An 18,421-nucleotide genomic window follows, 5' to 3' on the forward strand; every position below is an offset into this window, starting at 1 on the left:
AAGCTAAGTGTTGGCTTTTCCCAAAAGCAGCGCATTTTATCATACTTTTGTATACTTGCAAAATCGGGATGCTCCCAATTCACCGGACAGGCATAGTAGCGGAAAAATCCCGAACCGACAAAAATCGCCAGCAGGTTGCTTTGATTTTCCCAAAAGTTTTCCCGGTCAACTTCTGCTCGGACTGGCTCTAGCAATTGGGCAGCTTCTTTTTTGTCAAATCCGTACTCTACAATTTTCTCTTCAGCCTCTCTGATTAAATTTTTGAACCGAATCGGATTTTGTTGAATTTCTGCTCCTTGAGCCACTGGCATATAAATTGAGACGCACAATCCAGGAGATTGTTGTACCAGCGCTTTGAGTTCCTCTACAGATATTAAGTTCACCGCTGAAACTCCTTTTCTAATAAAGGGTGGTGTAATGAAAACAACCGATTTTTTAAAATGTATCTCTCGTGGCGCGGCTCCTGCGTCTGCCTAAAGTAATGATCGGCTACTGTAGAGCCTTTCATCCCCGAAATAAAACGGGATTTGCAGCCGCTGTTCCTATCGAAATGCTTATCACTTAAGATAGACGCCGCTAACTCGGCCGCTACTTTACCATAATTTATTTTAGTCGGGTTCAACTACTCGTTATATCTGATGAAAACAAAAATGTTTCTGGGGTTGCTGTGGGCAACATTTATTGCCTACACCTTGCTGCTAGCTCCTCTCGATCGACCCGGAACGCTAACAGTTATGGAAAAAATGCTCAAGTTGCAGCTAGAAGGAATTAACCCCTACCTTGTAACGGTATTCGCTCTCATGGGAGTGTGGCCGATGGTCTACGCTTGCTTCCTATTTATTGATGAGAAAACCCAAAATATATCGGCTTGGCCTGCTTTCATCGCTTCCAACGGCGCGGGTATCATCGGCTTAATTCCCTACTTACTCCTGCGCCAGCCTCAGCCACAATTTTCCGGCCGCAAAGATATGTCGATCAAAATATCAGACTCCCGCTGGACAGGCATTGTACTTCTACTAAGTACAATCTGGCTGTTAGCTTGGGCTTGGTTAAATGGAGATTGGGGAGATTTTGTCAGGCAGTGGCAGTCAATTCCTTTTGTGCATTTAATAACTTGGGATTGTTGCTTGATGGCTGTAATATTTCCCTCACTTTTGGGAGACGACATGGCACGCCGCGGACTCGCGGACGATCGCATTTTTTGGGCAGTCTCTCTAGTTCCGCTGTTAGGGCAGCTAGTTTATCTTTGTCTGCGCCCCCCTCTGCCAGAATCTGCAACAGAAATCGCCACTTTCCCACTGACAGCCAGAAATTGAAACATTGAAAAATTTGGTAGTGTTCAAGATGTAATGAATATTCAAGCCACAACGGGATTAACAAACGCTCAAAAAGCGACATTGAAAGCGTTAGGGGCGATCGCGCAGTCTGGGTGTACCGTGGAGAAAGATTTTAATTGTCCTGAAAATCTCGATCGCCACTTACGAGGTCATTCTATGGAGCCAAATGATACATCGGCCCGCTACGACCGAATTGCCCAATGGTGGCAAACTGAGCATCAAGATTCAACCTACGGGATTGCCCAATTAGAAAGGGCGATCGAATTTACTTCTAAGCAGCACGCAGCACTTGATGTCGGGTGTGGAAGCAGCGGACGTTTTATCAACAGTTTATCCAAGCATGGATTTCAGCCTGAAGGACTTGATATTTCTAGGGAAATGATCGATTTAGCCCAGCGGCTACATCCAGAAATCACGTTTTACCGGGAAGACATTTGTGATTGGCAGCCGCCGAAACTGTATAGTCTGATTGCAGCGTGGGATAGCACGTTTCATCTGCCAATCAACCAGCAAGCGCCTGTGATACAAAAGCTATGCGATGCGCTTGAACCCAATGGAGTGATCCTGTTCACTTGTGGCGGCGGACATACAAGCAGCGAGGTTTCGGGAGCATTTCAAGGTCAAGATTTTGATTACAGCACTTTGGGTGTAGATACTTTCCTGCAAATTCTGGTTGAGCATCATTGCACCTGCCGCCATCTCGAATATGACCAGTATCCTGAAAATCATGTTTACATAATTGCCCAAAAGATCTAATCTATCATTCGATTAAAGTGTGGGATGTCGCAACTGGTGGCTGTATTAGGACGTTGATGGGCGATCGGCGGTATGAAGGCATGAATATTCAAGGGGCAACTGGATTAACGAATGCTCAAAAATCGACGACATTGAAAGCGTTAGGGGCGTTGGTGTAACGTGTGTCGAGATTAGGGCGATCGCGTTAACTCAGCGCTTAACTTGCGGATCTTGAGTGGTGAAATTTGGTAAGATTTTGCAAACTGAGTTCCTGTCCCAACAGGTTACGCCATAAGCCATTTAGAGGAAATAGACGTTTCGCTTTTAATAAGGAAGCATATTTAATTGGTACAACTCAAGGCTTTCTGATTCTTGACTCCCTTCTGCAATGCCTCATTCACCCATAACCAAAATAGGAGAAATACCTGATGTCTACATTCAAATACAACCGTCTAGACAAGAATAATGCTGCGGTTTTGCTGGTAGATCACCAAACTGGACTGTTCTCACTTGTGCGTGATATTGGTGCCGCCGACTTCAAAAATAATGTGCTGGCGCTGGCAAGTGCAGCCAAATTTTTCAACCTGCCTACAATTTTGACAACTAGCTTTGAGCAAGGCCCGAATGGAGTCCTCATCCCTGAACTGAAGGAGAAGTTTCCAGATGCTCCCTTTATTCCGCGTCCCGGACAAATCAACGCTTGGGACAACGAGGACTTTGTTAAAGCAGTAGAAGCAACAGGTAAAAAGCAATTGATTGTGGCCGGAATTGTCACTGATGTATGTGTTACTTTTTGTGCGCTTTCGGCATTGGAGGCAGGTTATGAGGTTTTTGTTGTCACCGATGCCTCTGGAACCTTCGATGAAGCCTGTCGCTATGCAGCTTGGGATCGAATGTCTCGTGCTGGAGTTCAGTTGGTCAATTGGTTTAGCGTTGTGTGTGAATTGCACCGTGACTGGCGCAACGATATTGAAGGATTGGGTAGTCTGTTAGCAGAGTTTATTCCTGACTACAAAAACCTGATGACCAGCTATGCAGCAACGGCAAATGCTGGAGATCCAAATAAGTAGTGAGAAAGCGCCTGCTTTATTTAGCTCGTGTGTAACTGAGTTAATATTGTCATCGTTAGGTTAGGAATTTTACGTGGAACGTAGCGGTGACAACTACTTGGTTGTAAGTCACGTAGAGGGTGTTTTTAATAGCTATTGTCAATGATTGTAAGTCTTTTTATAGTCATTTCCTCTCATGCCCAACCTTGGCGATCGCATTTGTTAATCTCCCCAATGTTTCAAGACGTGCTGCCGAAAAATGCCGAGCAATTTGGTATCTCTAGGGTGGTTGTTCTGAATAAAACTTTTCTCTCAGTTAATTCTCTAAATTTTATGTTGGAAGAACCGTTGGCGAGCAATACCAGTGAAGAAAACTATCTAGTCACCGCTGTGATCTCTCATGTAGTGAAACCGGGGCGCGAGGAAGGTTACGAAGCCTGGTTTCATGGCATCGCCGCAGATGCACGAAAATTCAAGGGACATCTGGGTGTCAGCACTATTCGACCCCAGCATCACGCCCATCCTGAGTACGTGGTCATTCTCAAGTTCGATTGCTACGACAATCTCAAGGCCTGGCTAGAATCTGATGTTCGGCGAGAGTGGATTGAGCGATTGCAGCCATTGATTGAAAGGCCAGAAGATATTCAAACCCTGACGGGATTGGAAACCTGGTTTACCCTGCCCAATAAATCGATGAAGGCTCCACCCCCTCGCTACAAAATGGCGTTAGTTACATGGTTGGGAGTGTTTTGTACGATTTCTATTCTCAATCGTTTACTGGTACCGCTATTATCAGGGCTTCCTGCCTTGCTCACATCTCTGACGATCACAGGTCTCACTGTTATATTGCTCACTTATTTGGTCATGCCGCGCTTAACACAATTATTTAGCAAATGGCTCTATCCCATTCCCTAAAATGATGTGAATTTGTGGCATCGCTGCGGCGACGGGGACAATCTGTTTGGCTGGATAATTTTGAACGAAGTTTGATTACCAATGGCAAGTTGCAGCACTACATTGATGATGGACTACGAGGGGTGCTGTCAAACTTTCAAAGCTTGCAAGCTGCAATTGAAGGGAAGGAATACGCGATCGACTTCAGTACACTAGCCAACCAAAATATCAAGTGTTCCGCTCGGGATAAATACGATTATTTAATCAGACGAGACCTACAATTAGCAGCCGATTTGCTGAAACAAACCCATTTTAAAACTCGCGGTCGAGATGGGTATGTTCACATCGATTTTTCTCCTCACTCGCTATGGCAGGCCCAAAGTGCGATCGCTGAAGCTCAAATCCTTTGGCGTTCTGTTGGCTGGTGTAATTTAATACCATTTCCTTACAAATAGGCTCCAATGACATGGAGAAGTTGACGACTGTTGCATGAAAGTAGATTACCAAAAAAGAATTGATTTAAGCATTGAGGAGTTAAAAATAATTTTGTCGGAGTGCCGTGAACGATAACTCGGTCTACAAATAATTCAGGCATTTTATTGAGAAATGCTATAGCATCAAAAACACTCAAATCTGCAGATATAGAGTAAAAAAAAAGACTAAAAAAGTTACTTAAAGTCTCTGGGTGGTTGGAATATCTGACCAAAAGCCAGCAAGAAATGGGGTTAAATATTGGTGTCAATCTCAAATAAGAATTGGCTTGAAAACAATTGAAAGGAAAAAATTTACAGCTTTGGAAGTTAAAGGAATTAGTAAAGTTCAATGGAACTTTAAAGCCTACTATTTATATAGTGCAGTTGCACCACAAACGGGAGAAAGTTTTTGTTTGCAGTTTTCACATTTAGATGGTATGTGCTTTCAATTATTTTTAGACCCACTAGCCGAGAAATATCCAGATAATTTAAATATTATTCAGTTGGATAAGGCCAGGTTTCATCAGAGCAGTATTCTAAAAATACCTTCTGGATATTCTATTGATTTTTCAACCAGCTTGTTGTCCCAAATAGAATCCTATTGAAAGAATATGGGGTACATAAAAAAAGAACTTAGTTGGACTATCTCTGAAAAATTAGATGAGCTTCAAGAAAAATTTGGCGTTTTTATGAGGAAAATTTTAACAGAAGAAATAGCGTCTACAGCCGGATGGGATTACATTTTATCAGCTTTGGATAAGCTGTTCTACATTTAAATTGTGTGTCAAAAATCAATAAAACTCTTGTGGGACGGGCTTCGCCGCTGTCCCGAATTTCCAATTTAAATGCGTAACAGCTTACTGTAGGATAACTTTGAAGAATTGGTATAAGATAGAAAGATAAATTGCGATGAGATAATTGATTTAAAGTTGCGAAACTCCGATCGGCCTAACTTGTCTATTCCTCTCAAAAACGGATCTCGGTTTCAAGGCGATTCTCAACAATAACCACAGAGATCGCCATTCTCCGGGAGTTTCCTGCCGCTGCCACTGACCCGGGCGACAGTAAAGCATTTCGATCAAACAGCGGTGCTGGCTAATGTTTAGGCGATCGAACGCAATTCGCACAGTGGGAAATTCCACAAAACTGCACTCTTTTCCATCCCGAAAACTCGACTCCAACTGAGATTTATCGCTCACCAACTCAATCTTAGCCACAGGAATAAAACAGTTCTCTTCCATAATTTTCAGAGTCGCCGAATCGCAATCAATTAAACCTTTAGCCAAACGACGCTCAGTATCGAAATCAACAACAGACGGCGCTACCGATCTCCTTGCTTTGACTCCCGCAGTGCGAGGGAGCGCTTTTATTTTACCCTGCGATAGACTTGTCTCAAAGGCATATTTTGGGAAAATCTCTGCAGCAGTAAAACTCTCTTTACTCCCTTTATTTTCCACCGCAAAACTTGGCCGCTGTGTCAGAGCAACTTCAGCGCCACTTTCCGAAATGACAGTGGTTATACCCCAAAAACTTTGACCGCCAATATTCAGTTGTACAACCCTGCGTAAATTGAACCATTCGTAAATGTCCGGCTTAGGAATATCCACCAAAATCAGTAATGCAATTCCGAGCATCAGCAGGTTATAAGCGCTCCAAATCCATCCCAAACTCATTCCTTTTGACAAAGCTGCACTTTCTGATATTGACTGTACGGTGCCAACATTTTTAACTAAATTAATGTTTAAATTCTGCCACAAACTTAATCCTGTAGCTGCGAACAAGACAATTAAAGGCCATCCCAAATTCCAGTTAAAACGAAAGCGATCGCTCGCCATTCCTTTTGGCGTCACCTGAAACCCTTTCCCAAAGGGATTCAGCATGGAACTCACCACCGTCAACGCTAAAGGAATACACTGGACGAACGAATAAATATCGGACAGCAAAGCCGATCCAGATCTGCGGTTCAGCCAAGAAAACACAGTAAGTTGCACCAAATAGTAAGGCAGGAAAAAGTACAGCAATTCCCGCAGACTTGCCCGCAAAGGAATTATGCCGAAAAATGAATAACCTAAAGGTATCAACAGATATAAAACCTTGGTTAAACTGGTAAACCAGTGCAGCAATCCTTCCAAATGAGACAGCCTTTGTACGAATGTGAGACCGCGAATTGTTAAAGGATTGGAATCAATAAAAAATGCCTGAAGCGTGCCTCGCGCCCAGCGTAGCCTTTGATTTAGATGAGCCTCTATATTTTCAGCCGCCAAACCAGCACTCAATTTTTCATCTAAATAAACTAAGCGATATCCGGTTGCTGACAGCCGAATTCCGGTAAAATAATCTTCGCAGATTGAATCTGTGACCAAGCCTCCCGCTGTTTCTAAAGCAGTTCGTCTCACTACAAAGGATGTACCACAACAAACCACGCTGTCGGCGCTGTCTTTGATGATTTCAATTTGCCGGTAAAAGATTTCTTCTTCCGGCGCGAGCACATTTTCTAAACCTAAATTACGGGAGATCGGATCGTGGTTGTAAAAGCTTTGCGGTGTTTGAACGAGGGCGATTTCGGGATCTTGAAAAAATCCAACTGTTCTATTTAAAAATTTTTTAGTAGGAATAAAATCGGCATCAAAAACTACAATTAGTTCTCCATTAGTTAGGGCTGTGGCGTGATTGATGTTTCCAGCTTTGGCGTGAATATTATCTGGTCTGGTTATATACTCGCATCCCAGTTCTTTTGCTAGCAATTTGACTTCATGGCGCTTAGTATCGTCGAGCAAATATACTTTTTTGTTGGCATAATCTAAAGCTTGACACCCGATTACAGTGCGCCGTAAAATAAAAGCCGGTTCGTTGTAAGTTGGGATAAAAATATCTACGGGCGGGGCAAAGTTTCCAGATTCAACTGCAACTGCCATGCGATCGGCTTCTCGACGGCGGTCTTTCACTTTCAGCATTAAATACAGTTGAATGCTGGTGGTGAAAATCATTAACATTTCTAGGAAAAACAGCCCCAAACTAAAGATACCGTTGAGGGGATCGCTTAAATTGAGAGTAGCTAGCGATCGCCACAAAACGTAGCGAATGGTTAAAGCCAGAACTATTGCAACTACGACGGCGCGCGACCATTTCTGCGGTTGAGGCGAAATTTTAATTGCAGCTAAAGCAACGGAGACAAGCGCCACAGTAGGCAGCAACAAATACATCTTCCTCGTAGCAGGCACTTGCAGCCACACAGGCGGGTTTTGCTGCCAAGAGTTGATTGTGGCAAAAATACCGCTGACAGTACCTTCACTGCCAAACCAGGCTGCGGCGATCGCACCTGCGAAAGCAACCGCCCCCAACACGACTAGCGTTGCCGCCGGCACCCGCGAAATCCGCCAAAAGCGGCGTTTCAAGTCTTGAAAATCAAATCTTGAAGTTGTCATAAAATAATTTTAAAGTCCCGATCGTGCATGCAACAGTAAGGGTTTCCTGCTGTCCACTTTTTAATTCAGTTGAAAATTCTCACACACCCCAATTGCTCTATTTACATTTTTTAACATTTTGACAATTTTATGATACTTCATATTGCTTGCTGTTGCCAAACTGCTTAGCGAGTCCAAACCAGGCCCAATATAGCAGAAGGAAGAAGGAAGAAGGCTTTAGTTACCTAGGAGAGAAGCCATATCAATTTCGGTAAAACTGGAATGATTGTGAGTCGGGACCAGTCCGTGGGGAGTGGGGGAATGTGGAATTGCGCGACCTTGACTTTACTTTATCATTCCCACCCAACCGAAAAAGATATCAGAAGCAATCTTCGGCAAGGATTTCATCAATGTCAGCAACAGGCCCGACGGCCTGTTCCACAATCAAAAATATTTCTTGTGGACCCTTTCTGCGACACCGCCCATACAAAAGCTTATGGAAAATGCTGCCACATCTGAGTCCTAAAATTCGGGCGCGCTGGCAACAGTTCAAAAAAAATTATCTTGTCTACAAATCAAATAGGATTGCTATATCAAACTATAGCAATCCTATTTGATTTAACCATTAGACGAATTTGACATCTAACTAAAGGTAGATAAATTTTATACTTATTAAAAAAATTTACCGCGATCGCAGCCCAAAAAGCCAGCAATCAAAAAACTAATCAGCAATTTCTAATTGCGAGATTGCATAGCGGGCGACAGCCAAACTAACTCTGGCTTGTTCTATTTCCGACAATTGGGCCCAAGGTTTTTGAGCAGCCATGACCAATTGGGCCCCTTCCGAATCAACATCTCGCATGGCATAAGCCAAAGGACGCGCCAACACCTGCAAATCTTCCTCAGCCCACTGAGGCAAAATATCTAAGACGCACTCTACCATTTGGTCAGCTAAAGATTGATACTTAACAGTTGCGTTTTTAACGCTTTGAGCGATGCTGGCCAGAAAATCTTGAGGAACGCGAGCAAATTTTTCGCGCAAAGACTTTTGCAGAGCACTCGTCAGCCAAACTTGTTCTAATTGCGAGAATAAAACTTGCGACTTCAGGGCAATATCGCTGTCGCTGAAGGAATCAGACAGCGCAAACTCCTGTTCTACGGCACTCAAATAAGATTCTGATTCAAGCTGTGCAGGATTCCAGGGATAAGCAACATCAGTCTGAACAATTGTGGCAAGAAGTTCCATCTGGGCATGAGTTTGAGAGTCGCGAAAATATTCAGAATCAGGAGGTTGGGTAGCCATGATGTAATACCTAAGTGGGAAAAGGAAAATACAGAAGGGGACTGTGCCAAGAGCTAGTTGCGAGCTATCAGTGGTAAATAACTCTTTTATTCAGACTGGAGATTCAACGCCCAGAACTTTGCTGTGCTACTCGCCGCTTGCCTTCATTAGCTACACCCGCACCTTAATTCGTTCCGCAATCAGTCTCACTGTACCCCGAAGTTTTAGGAACCTCAATAGTGAACTCAAAAATCTGACCTTGAGAACTGCCAAATTTTAGCTGAGTCCCGCTGCGTAGCAGCAGTTCTTGGTGGTGAACTCTCTGCCATCCCTCAGAGCCCAAAACTAGAGTCCCGTAGCGAGAAAAATCCCGCAGGAAGTAGCTAGGTTCTTCTCGGCTATCTCCGATACTGTTTCTGCAGAAAATCTCGGCGTGTTTTTGAGAAACCCACTGTTCTCGAATCACTACGTCGTTTTGTTCCCAGCGTCCGACTCGAACCATACCTGCGCGAATCGGCCAAACCTGATTGGTCGAGTCGGTGGATTTGGCATTTGGTCGATCGCGCCCCCGCAAATAAGCACAAGACGGCAAGCGTCCCAACCAAGTAGAAGAATTTAAAGGCAATTCAGTTTTCAGGTCATCTACCGGCTCAGTTAGCTGACCGTCAAACTCAGGGTGCATATACAGCACAGGCAGCGTCCAAGCCGGTTGATTGAACTTGTAGAGGGTCAATAACTGCTGTCTGGCGACGGCGACGGCCCGATCGACCGACATCCGCCCGGCCAAAGATCGAGCAAAACTTTGGATAAAACTCAGGGCCTCGCGATCGGCGATCGAGTCCCGCATCCCCAACACTGCCGGCACCCCGTGATGGATCAGTACCTCAGCCAAACTGCTGCGGGCGATCGCCTGTTGCTGGCCGTTAGTTGAGTGCAACCTCTCCACCGCCGGCTGAGCTCCCCAGCAGGCATTAAACACCGCCAGCGTCACGCGGCACCGAACTAATACCTGAGCTAGTTCAGTGCCGTTAATCGCCGTTTCCGGCCCCAAAAACAGCAAGCCGCCGTCGGGACCGGGTATCCCGTGGCCGGCGTAGAACAGAATGTTGTAAGCTTGCGTTTCCAGCCGAGAAATGAGTTCCGCCGCAGTAGGTTCGATCAGAGTATCGACGCGAGTCGGAACGCTGATATCAGAATATTTGCCGCTGTCGTCGGTTTGAAAAGCGGTTTCGAGAACGCCAGCTAGGGCGAGTGCTTCTGCTTCCAACTGCAAATGACCGTTATTGCTGCTGGAAAATTGAGAATTAGCACCGCGGCCGGGTTCTGCTTGTCCCAAAACTAGCAAAATGTTGAGCGACTCCGCAGGCTGCAGGGGTGGCAAAGGTTCAACATTGCTGGTAGTGCGGCTGAACAGCAGTTGCTGCGACAGAGAAATTGCCGGTTGACCGGCTTGAGGCTGCATAATTTCCCAAGGTAAAGCAATTAAATACGGTTCGCGCAAGTCTACGCGCACTCGCAGGGGTAGATTTTGCCCGATCGCGATACCTTTACTTTCCTGGAGACTACCCTGAATCGGCCCTTCAAACAGCCACTGCCAAAGATTAATCCCCAAATGCTGCATCAGGCGGCTGCTGTAGCTTGCCGGCGGCCGAGGCGGATGCTGCTCCCCCTTGTCGCCCCACCCCCGTTGACCGAGGTGGAGCGGCACAGAGGGCATCGCTGGAGCGAGGTCTAGAAACTGAGGACTTCGTTGTTCAGTTTCTGCCAGTATATTCTGGTTGTTTTCCGGCGAGACGAAACTGCCATCAGGATGTAGGGGCAATTCGTGAATTGTCCCGGAGGGCGAAAACATTTCCTGCCAAGCTTTCCAAGATTGGGAGAGGGTATCGGGCCACATACAGTCGTGGTGAACGTACCCGCTGGGATAGGGAGCTTGTAGAACCCAAGTGGCAAAATGGTTTGCCCCAGCGGTTCTCAGGCGAGCGATCGCTATACTGAGGCAAGGACTTTCAGGGCGCGCCATTCACAACTACCGACTCTGGATATAGGGTTGGATTGAGTTTCTCTATTTGTAGTTTATCGGGTTTGGGGTGCGATCGACCCAGAGAGATGCCTTTGGGAGTTTGTACTTTTACTTAGTGTCCAAAAATTTATCTAGATTCGGTAAATCTACCCAAGTTCCCGTAGCATTCGACTCCTGGGTCAAATCCATCAACAACTGCGAGTAAACCCCTTCTCTGAGGGACGGTATCAAAGATTTACCGGCTTCTATTGCTTCTACCCACCTATCTACTACTCGAATAAACGGTGCAATTCTCCCGTCTGGATAAACTTGAGGAAACTCCAATCTTTGAGGAATTTTGATTTCAGCTAAAGGTTCTCCACCTTGGGAACCCCACAAGCGAAATCCGTGGACGTAATCTTGCTGGTTGTCGCTTCCCAACACCAACGTACCCTTACTCCCGTATATTTCCACCCAGTGTCCCCGCCCTTGATAAGTAACAGAACTCAAACAAACTTGACAAGGCGTTCCCCCGGCTAATTCCAACATCAACGTGCAAGAATCATCGGCATCAACTAATTTTAAATTTCCCGAATCATTCGGGTCTGGCCGCGCCGAAATACCTGTAATCAAGTGACCAGAAAGCCTCTGCGGCGGGCCGAACAGCCAGCTAATATAATCAAAAACGTGAGAACCCGTCGCGCCCAAAACTCCGCCGCCGCGCTCTTTTTGCGCGTACCAATTCCAGGGGCGAGTCGCATCAGCGCGGCTCGACACCAGCCAATCAATCTTAATTAAACGTTTTTCTCCCACATATTCTGCTGCCAATAGTTCTGCTAGCATTTGCCATGCGGGGATGAAGCGAAACTCAAAGTCCATTGTGGCAATTGCTCTCGAACCACCATTTTTAAAATCGGTTTGAGATTCGTTGTTTGCCAATCGGTAAAGTTCCCTGGCTTCATTTGCTGTCAGGGCTGTGGGTTTTTCTAATAATAAATGCTTGCCTGCTTCCAAGACGGTTTTTGCCATTTCAAAATGCAAAAATGGCGGTGTGGAAATGCTGACGCCCCCTACTTCTGGGATGGCTACTATATCGGCGATCGAGTCGCAAGCGTAGGGGATATTGTGGCTAGAGGCGATCGCCTTTGCTTTGTCTAAATTCCGGTGGTAAACAGCCACAACCTCTGTCCGGTGATGTGCCTGGAATCCGGGAAGGTGCACTTTTTGTCCGTAACCAGTACCGACTACTGCAACGCCAATTTTTGACATAATTTAATAATTAGGAATTTGGAATTTGGAATTGGGAATTGGGAATTTGGAATTGGGCATCGGGCATTGGGCATTGGGAATCGGGCATTGGGCATTGGTAGGAACTAACAAATAAGTAATGACTTCAACATCTGCCTGACGGTCGATAATTAATCCGTGTATCCGTGTTCTAATCTGTGTCGTGCTTGGCTTCTTCCCTCATCCTTCTTCCTTCTTCGTTCTTCCTTCTTCCTTCTCCACCCATTCAATTACTTGTTTGCCCAAACTAACGCCGTCAAACAAGTCAATTTCTCTGATCCCTGTAGGGCTAGTGACATTAACTTCTGTGAGATAACCGCCAATGATATCAATGCCGACAAAGTACAGTCCGTCCCGTTGCAGCACTGGTTCTAACTGATCGCAAATTTGAAGTTCGCGATCGGTAATTTCTGTTTTTGCGACTCGGCCGCCGACGGCCATGTTGCCGCGAAATTCATTGCCGGTGGGAATACGGTTGATAGCACCGATGGGCTTGCCATCCAACAGTATAATCCGCTTGTCTCCCTCTTTTGCTTCCGGCAGATAAGTCTGAACCATCACTGGAATTTGCCCTTGTTGAGTGCTAATTTCGACCAGGGAGTTGAGATTGCGATCGCCCGCCTCCAAGAACAAAATCCCCTCGCCAGCTTTGCCACCCAATGGTTTAAGAACTGCCGCTCCTTTTTTCTCAACAAATTGCCGAATTACCTGCTTATTTTGAGAAACAATTGTCTCGGGGATCGCTCCCTCAAATTGCAAAGCATACATCTTTTCATTCGCCGCCCGCAATCCTTTGGGACTGTTAACTACCAAAGTTTTAGCCGGATCGATGCCGTCTAGAAGGTAAGTAGCGTAGAGGTAAGGAATGTTGACTGGGGGGTCTGTCCGCATAAATACTGCGTCCATTGCTTCCAGAGGCTGCAAAGTAGGCTGTTCTACCTGGTACCAAGCCTCAGTCGCCTCCCAGCGTCCATCTACCACTTTTACTGGGGTGAGGGCTACCCGACTCAGCATTGCCCAGGTTTTGCCGCCGATGACGCTTAGTTCGTTGGCTTGAGTCGCCCAGACTTCGTGACCCAACTCTTGAGCTGCCTCCATCAGCGCTACGCTGGTATCGTGTCCTGGAATTAGTCGCGCGAGGGGATCGATGATGAATGCAAATTTCATTGTCAATTAAAATTAAGAATTGGTCGCAGAAAAATTTGGGCTAACGGAAAATTCGACAGGGAATGCCTCATTTTGCTAGCAGCGGGTCTAGCTGACCTAGAGCATCGAGTTTGTGGATTTCGTCGCAACCACCTATGTGTTGGTCGTTAATGAATATTTGGGGCAGGGTACGGCCTCCGTGGGCTCGATCGCTCATTTGAGCCCGTGCTGCTTCATCTCCGTCGATCGCGTACTCTGTAAAATGAACCCCTTTTCGCTTCAGCAGTGCTTTGGCACGAATGCAAAACGGACAGGTTCTCCAAGTGTAAATTTCTACTTTAGGGGTCATCGGACACTCTTACAATAACAATATTTTTTGATTGTAATCTTAACCAATCTTATTTTAATTTTTATAGAGTTGTAGGCAGCAACCTGTAAAGTTATTATTTATACAATTTTCTTTTATTTTACCGTACAAATAAAAAAACACCCACGTTTAAACAAACGGAGAGATTTTGAAAACAAGCAGCAGCTTCGGCCTGCCTACCGTTGCTGACCGACCTGCTTGTTTCGTTTTCTGCCGAAACCGATGATTCCTGCGCCTGTCAGCAGGAGTGCTACCACAGTACCCGGTTCTGGGATCGCTGTTGTTCTGACCGAGGTATTTTCGTATATATTAGGAAAATTCGGAGTTGGTGACACTATGGGTGCAGGTGGCACTATCGGGTTTGTGAAGACATCAGGTGGTTCGGCGCTCGGCAATTCCGGTACCGGGTCTGGTGTTGCTGGCGATTCAAGTGTCGGCGACGGTAGCGGCTCTGGATCTACTGTTGGTGGTGATTCAAATGTCGGCGACGGTAGCGGCTCTGGATCTACTGTTGGTGCTGCTGGTGATTCAAATGTCGGCGACGGTAGCGGTTCCGGCGTTGCCAGCGGCGGTTCGCCTGCCTGCGCTTCCGGTAACGGCTCTGGCGAGGGCAGTTGCGGTTCGCCTACCTGCGTTTCCGGTACGGGGTCTCGCAGGGATGTTGATGATGAGGCCGATGTTGATTGCTGACCCTTCACGCACTCATCTGAAAAGTTTCCGGGCCCGCACACATCGATGGCTGCTGAAACCGGAGGGGCTGCAGCTAGATAGTAGAACGCTGTTGCCATTGTGGCAGAGAGTCCAATTGCTAGTTTTGCCAGTGGCGTACACATAACTATTTAGTTAAACATTGGTAAAATCGGAAAATAGAAAAAGTGCTAGAGATTAGCGATGTACGACGGGGAAGGATTTTAGATATCTTAGAATAAATTGATGTTTTCTCTCGCGGGCATCTGTAAAAGATAGTATAGCGCTTGAGGCGGTCGCCCAAACACTTTAGTGATACTATTCTCTTTCACCTTAGCCCCGCCTAGCGTGGTTGGCACTGATTAGTGGTTTGCACGGAGTGAAGCCACATCTTTTTGCACCTCTCAAGTAAGAGCCGTTACAGCCATTAACAAAGAGTGTTTTTACCTTGACCGCCGCCTCCTGTAATTAATTATTTAACGGCTCGCAAACTAGCTCTGCTGTATTGTACTTTGCACAATGCACAATCTGACTATTCTTCGATCATCTCATGGTTCGAGGAGATCTGTCCTCAGTATATGTACGTGTATTCCGGAATGTCAACTACTTAAAAGTAATATTTAAGTATTTACCGAGGGTAGAGGGCGTATTGAATGAGCTGAGCTAGTCTGTCGCGGAGAGTTTCAATCCCGAGACCTTTGGCGGCCGAAATAAATACTGCTTGAGGAAATTCTTCTCGGGCGAGGGCGAGAGTCTCTCCATCTACGGCATCGATTTTGTTAAAAACTACAAGGGCTGGCCCGGGTGTTACGGGCATATCTGTCAAAATATTCATGACCGATCGAATTTGGCTCTGCCACGCGGGATGGGAGAGATCGACGAGGTGCAGCAAAGCATCGGCGTCAGTGACTTCTTCGAGGGTAGCCCGAAAAGCGTCGATCAAGGCGGGGGGCAGTTCGCGAATAAAGCCCACTGTATCTGTGAGGACGATCGACAAGGATTCCCCGGTGACAGTGCCGGGAATGGTCAACCGTCGGGTTGTCGGGTCCAGGGTGGCAAATAACTGGTCGGCGGCGTAGACCTCGGAATTGGTGAGCAGGTTGAGCAGAGTCGATTTACCGGCGTTGGTGTAGCCGACGATCGCCACTGAGGGTACCTCGTGATGGTGCCGGTTCTGCCGCAGCCGAAAGCGGTGGGCCAGCAGTTGATTTACTTCTTGCTGCAATCGAGAAATGCGTTTGGCGATCGTCCGCCGTTCGGTTTCAAGTTTGGTTTCCCCAGGGCCTCTGGTACCGATGCCGCCACCCTGCCTGGACATTGCCTGACCGCGACCTGTGAGCCGGGGCAGGGCGTACTCTAGCTGAGCGAGTTCGACTTGCAATTTACCCTCGCTCGATCGAGCTCTTTGGGCAAAGATGTCGAGAATTACCTCTGTTCGATCGACGACGCGGATACCTATCTGAGTTTCCAAGTTCCGTATTTGTGCGGGTGCCAGGTCGCGATCGAATACAACGAGGTTAGCGCTAATCGTCTGAGCGGTGAGGGAAATTTCCTGAACTTTGCCTTCGCCGACGACTGTTTGCGGATGGGGGCGCGATCGTTTTTGGCGCACTGTTTGCAGAACCTGACCCCCCGCGCTTTCAACCAGCCGCGTGATTTCTGCGAGCCCGTCCTCAAACTCCAACTGAGTCATGTGCTGAGTCATGACACCTACCAACAGCACTTTGTCTTGGTCTGCATCGACCTGCTTAGCGACAAACTCTGCTTGAAAATCTGCTTCGAGTCCTTCCACCAAATCCAGAAAGTCTTGGTCGGCGAGTTCGTCCAAATTCAGCGGTTCTGATATTTTCCAGGGAAAATGTGGAGTTTGAATTAGTGACTTTTGAATTGAATGCTCTTCTATTTCATCAGTTGCATCTGGTTCTAACTGAGCGCTCAAAACAGAGAACTCAAAATTTGGCCCATCTCCCTGGGGTATCAGGTGAGCGAGATAAGTTTCTTGGATGTAACCAGTCGCACCGCCGCCGCGACGCTGAAATCCTCCGCCAGTCAGTGTCAGCCAAACGAGGGCGTCCAGGCGCTGAATTGCCATTGCTGTGAGGGCTGCTTCGCTTGGGGTTTCTGGCTTCAGGTGGGTGGCGATGCAGCGAATGCCACTGAGGCGACCTCCCCCGTAGCGGGGCAATTCTAGGGGCGCAATCTGCGTTTGGCGGGGTGTACCCACGCCGACGCGAATTACTTGTCCGCGGCGGTTGATGTAGGTGCAGATTGGTTTGTCTATTTCAGTGCTGATGGCGGCGACGCGCTGGGCGAATTCTGCAGTGGTGATGCGATCGCCCGGTAGTCGCTGGTGGTACAGCTTTTCGAGTTGCTTGAGCTGGCTGGACTTTAAACCTTGAAGATTGCCGTAGATGGTTTCGATAACTGTTTCTCCCGATCGATCTGTTTATCTCCTATTTTAATTAACTCCAGCGCGATCGTGTTCTGGTTTTAAATTGAAATTTACTAAATTTTCTTGCCTCTAGCAGAGCGCGGGTTCAGTATTGTCGAGTCACCAGCGCCGTTGTTTGTCACTACGGGGCTATGGAGCCTTTCACAGCGGCCATATCAACTTGCAGTTGTATTTAGTATCTACAGATACAGGCGATCGCTTAAAAAATCTCCCCAAACAAAACTTAACACTTTATTTTCCGCTTCAAAATCCTCCTTTAGACTTGTGTGTGTCTTGAGCCTACAGGCAGATAGCAAAGCAGAAATTAGGCCGCTACCATGAGAAGCGACACATTGTTAAGGAATGTAAAAACATGGAAACTCGTCCTACTAACTTGCCTCCTACAGCTAATGCTTACAACGGCAAAGATCGGAATGCCTTTTTGTTTGGCTTCAACCCGCAAGCAGAACTTTGGAACGGTCGCTTAGCGATGATCGGTTTCTTAGCTTATTTGCTTTGGGACGCCGCTGGATATAGCGTTCTCCGTGACATACTTCACTTTCTGCCTACCTACATTGCTCAGTAATGAGTAGCTGTCTTTCCTGTCTGGCAGCGTGAGTAAATGCCACCACTGCCAGACAGGCTAAAAGTTACAAATGGCAGCGAGTATGGTTTGGTCCCTTTGTATCTTTCGTTACTTTTGAATGGCATTAAAAGACTTCTTGTTGTAATTCGATGATTAGGGGTGGGGGCGCTGTCGCTGGCGCGGTGAAGATTGACAGCAACAGATATTTATTTCGTAAAGGCGATCGCCCCTGCTGGATTTTTGATAAGAAATCTCATCGAGCATTTCTGATAGTTTATTAAACTAGGACTTACGCATTGATAAAATAACCAAACCGTGTATTGATAAATAATTGTCGTCTCCTTTCTAAGTATGGAACAATGAGAAAAATAACTAAACCCTCTACGGCACAATGCAACGCCGACCTTTACACCTCCTGCATTGTTGTCAGAACCCTAACTGGGAGGATGTAGCAGATTATCAGAGATATTGGGAGAGGTTTCTCACGATTCTATCAATCGGTTTTTTTTAAGAGAAAGGTATGAGCCGAAAGACTTATTCAGTCAGATAGAGAAAATAATCAACTTGACAGGAGGGATACTAAGTGTAGACGATACAGTCATAGAAAAGATTTACAGCGACCCTAAAAATGCCGAATTGATTAGTTATTTTTGGTCAGAAAAAGGGTAGTGCCCTGAAGGGAAGGATCAGAACCAAACCGAATTCAAATTAAAACAGGCATCTAGAGTTGTAAATTAGCAT

General features: G+C 46.4%; 16 protein-coding genes and 2 pseudogenes. 9 read left to right on the plus strand and 9 right to left on the minus strand.

What is annotated here, in order from left to right:
* Positions 1-383 (minus strand): annotated as a pseudogene (locus QUA99_RS28680) (hypothetical protein); the annotation flags it as partial.
* Between the two features lie 255 nt (positions 384-638).
* Here QUA99_RS28680 and QUA99_RS28685 point away from each other — a divergent pair.
* From QUA99_RS28685 to QUA99_RS28710, 6 genes are all read left to right on the plus strand, one after another.
* The gene (locus QUA99_RS28685; protein WP_333243660.1) at positions 639-1,316 is read left to right on the plus strand and encodes a DUF2834 domain-containing protein; all 678 of its coding nucleotides are present in this window, start codon (positions 639-641) and stop codon (positions 1,314-1,316) included.
* Between the two features lie 33 nt (positions 1,317-1,349).
* Positions 1,350-2,093 carry a class I SAM-dependent methyltransferase gene (locus QUA99_RS28690; RefSeq protein ID WP_333243657.1) on the plus strand — a complete coding sequence of 248 codons (744 nt, stop codon included), beginning with the start codon at positions 1,350-1,352 and terminating at the stop codon, positions 2,091-2,093.
* A gap of 407 nt (positions 2,094-2,500) precedes the next feature.
* The gene (gene ycaC, locus QUA99_RS28695; RefSeq protein ID WP_333243654.1) at positions 2,501-3,142 is read left to right on the plus strand and encodes an isochorismate family cysteine hydrolase YcaC; all 642 of its coding nucleotides are present in this window, start codon (positions 2,501-2,503) and stop codon (positions 3,140-3,142) included.
* 141 nt (positions 3,143-3,283) lie between these two features.
* Positions 3,284-4,036 carry an antibiotic biosynthesis monooxygenase gene (locus QUA99_RS28700; RefSeq protein WP_333343621.1) on the plus strand — a complete coding sequence of 251 codons (753 nt, stop codon included), beginning with the start codon at positions 3,284-3,286 and terminating at the stop codon, positions 4,034-4,036.
* 14 nt (positions 4,037-4,050) lie between these two features.
* Positions 4,051-4,470 carry a transaldolase family protein gene (locus QUA99_RS28705; RefSeq protein WP_333243648.1) on the plus strand — a complete coding sequence of 140 codons (420 nt, stop codon included), beginning with the start codon at positions 4,051-4,053 and terminating at the stop codon, positions 4,468-4,470.
* A 230-nt stretch (positions 4,471-4,700) separates the two neighbouring features.
* Positions 4,701-5,093 carry a hypothetical protein gene (locus tag QUA99_RS28710; protein ID WP_333243645.1) on the plus strand — a complete coding sequence of 131 codons (393 nt, stop codon included), beginning with the start codon at positions 4,701-4,703 and terminating at the stop codon, positions 5,091-5,093.
* Between the two features lie 318 nt (positions 5,094-5,411).
* Here the strand turns inward: QUA99_RS28710 and QUA99_RS28715 are convergent, their stop codons facing one another.
* The 8 genes from QUA99_RS28715 to hflX form a co-directional block, all read right to left on the minus strand.
* Positions 5,412-7,913, minus strand: coding sequence for a glycosyltransferase (locus QUA99_RS28715; protein ID WP_333243643.1), 2,502 nt, complete (start codon positions 7,911-7,913; stop codon positions 5,412-5,414).
* A 700-nt stretch (positions 7,914-8,613) separates the two neighbouring features.
* Positions 8,614-9,195 (minus strand): hypothetical protein, encoded by a 582-nt coding sequence (locus tag QUA99_RS28720; RefSeq protein ID WP_333243639.1) that lies wholly within the window; start codon positions 9,193-9,195, stop codon positions 8,614-8,616.
* Between the two features lie 163 nt (positions 9,196-9,358).
* Positions 9,359-11,197 carry a CHAT domain-containing protein gene (locus QUA99_RS28725; protein ID WP_333243636.1) on the minus strand — a complete coding sequence of 613 codons (1,839 nt, stop codon included), beginning with the start codon at positions 11,195-11,197 and terminating at the stop codon, positions 9,359-9,361.
* Between the two features lie 108 nt (positions 11,198-11,305).
* Positions 11,306-12,445, minus strand: coding sequence for a Gfo/Idh/MocA family oxidoreductase (locus QUA99_RS28730; protein ID WP_333243633.1), 1,140 nt, complete (start codon positions 12,443-12,445; stop codon positions 11,306-11,308).
* A gap of 198 nt (positions 12,446-12,643) precedes the next feature.
* Positions 12,644-13,630, minus strand: a complete 987-nt coding sequence (gene gshB, locus QUA99_RS28735) for a glutathione synthase (protein ID WP_333243630.1) — start codon at positions 13,628-13,630, stop codon at positions 12,644-12,646.
* 67 nt (positions 13,631-13,697) lie between these two features.
* Positions 13,698-13,958, minus strand: coding sequence for a glutaredoxin 3 (gene grxC / locus QUA99_RS28740; protein WP_333243627.1), 261 nt, complete (start codon positions 13,956-13,958; stop codon positions 13,698-13,700).
* A 194-nt stretch (positions 13,959-14,152) separates the two neighbouring features.
* A complete protein-coding gene (locus tag QUA99_RS28745; protein WP_333243624.1) occupies positions 14,153-14,809 on the minus strand; it encodes a PEP-CTERM sorting domain-containing protein in 657 nt (218 codons plus the stop codon).
* Between the two features lie 482 nt (positions 14,810-15,291).
* Complete coding sequence (hflX, locus tag QUA99_RS28750) at positions 15,292-16,887, minus strand: GTPase HflX (RefSeq protein WP_333243621.1); 1,596 nt, start codon at positions 16,885-16,887, stop codon at positions 15,292-15,294.
* 49 nt (positions 16,888-16,936) lie between these two features.
* On the opposite strand from hflX, the gene QUA99_RS28755 reads away from it, so the two are divergent.
* From QUA99_RS28755 to QUA99_RS28765, 3 genes and pseudogenes are all read left to right on the plus strand, one after another.
* A complete protein-coding gene (locus tag QUA99_RS28755) occupies positions 16,937-17,062 on the plus strand; it encodes a hypothetical protein (RefSeq protein ID WP_263053573.1) in 126 nt (41 codons plus the stop codon).
* A 405-nt stretch (positions 17,063-17,467) separates the two neighbouring features.
* The gene (locus QUA99_RS28760) at positions 17,468-17,680 is read left to right on the plus strand and encodes a chlorophyll a/b-binding protein (RefSeq protein WP_333041855.1); all 213 of its coding nucleotides are present in this window, start codon (positions 17,468-17,470) and stop codon (positions 17,678-17,680) included.
* Positions 17,681-18,039: 359 nt separating this feature from the next.
* A pseudogene (locus QUA99_RS28765) lies at positions 18,040-18,343 on the plus strand (IS701-like element ISAcma42 family transposase); the annotation flags it as partial.
* Positions 18,344-18,421: the final 78 nt, after the last annotated feature.

It is taken from the genome of Microcoleus sp. F10-B2, from assembly GCF_036704965.1.
Classification (GTDB): Bacteria; Cyanobacteriota; Cyanobacteriia; order Cyanobacteriales; family Microcoleaceae; genus Microcoleus.

Coding starts and splice junctions, on each gene's coding strand:
- QUA99_RS28685 (WP_333243660.1), top strand. CDS start 639: ATGAAAACAAAAATGTTTCTGGGGTTGCTGTGGGCAACATTTATTGCC.
- QUA99_RS28690 (WP_333243657.1), top strand. CDS start 1,350: ATGAATATTCAAGCCACAACGGGATTAACAAACGCTCAAAAAGCGACA.
- ycaC (WP_333243654.1), top strand. CDS start 2,501: ATGTCTACATTCAAATACAACCGTCTAGACAAGAATAATGCTGCGGTT.
- QUA99_RS28700 (WP_333343621.1), top strand. CDS start 3,284: ATGATTGTAAGTCTTTTTATAGTCATTTCCTCTCATGCCCAACCTTGG.
- QUA99_RS28715 (WP_333243643.1), bottom strand. CDS start 7,913: ATGACAACTTCAAGATTTGATTTTCAAGACTTGAAACGCCGCTTTTGG.
- QUA99_RS28720 (WP_333243639.1), bottom strand. CDS start 9,195: ATGGCTACCCAACCTCCTGATTCTGAATATTTTCGCGACTCTCAAACT.
- QUA99_RS28725 (WP_333243636.1), bottom strand. CDS start 11,197: ATGGCGCGCCCTGAAAGTCCTTGCCTCAGTATAGCGATCGCTCGCCTG.
- QUA99_RS28730 (WP_333243633.1), bottom strand. CDS start 12,445: ATGTCAAAAATTGGCGTTGCAGTAGTCGGTACTGGTTACGGACAAAAA.
- gshB (WP_333243630.1), bottom strand. CDS start 13,630: ATGAAATTTGCATTCATCATCGATCCCCTCGCGCGACTAATTCCAGGA.
- grxC (WP_333243627.1), bottom strand. CDS start 13,958: ATGACCCCTAAAGTAGAAATTTACACTTGGAGAACCTGTCCGTTTTGC.
- QUA99_RS28745 (WP_333243624.1), bottom strand. CDS start 14,809: ATGTGTACGCCACTGGCAAAACTAGCAATTGGACTCTCTGCCACAATG.
- QUA99_RS28760 (WP_333041855.1), top strand. CDS start 17,468: ATGGAAACTCGTCCTACTAACTTGCCTCCTACAGCTAATGCTTACAAC.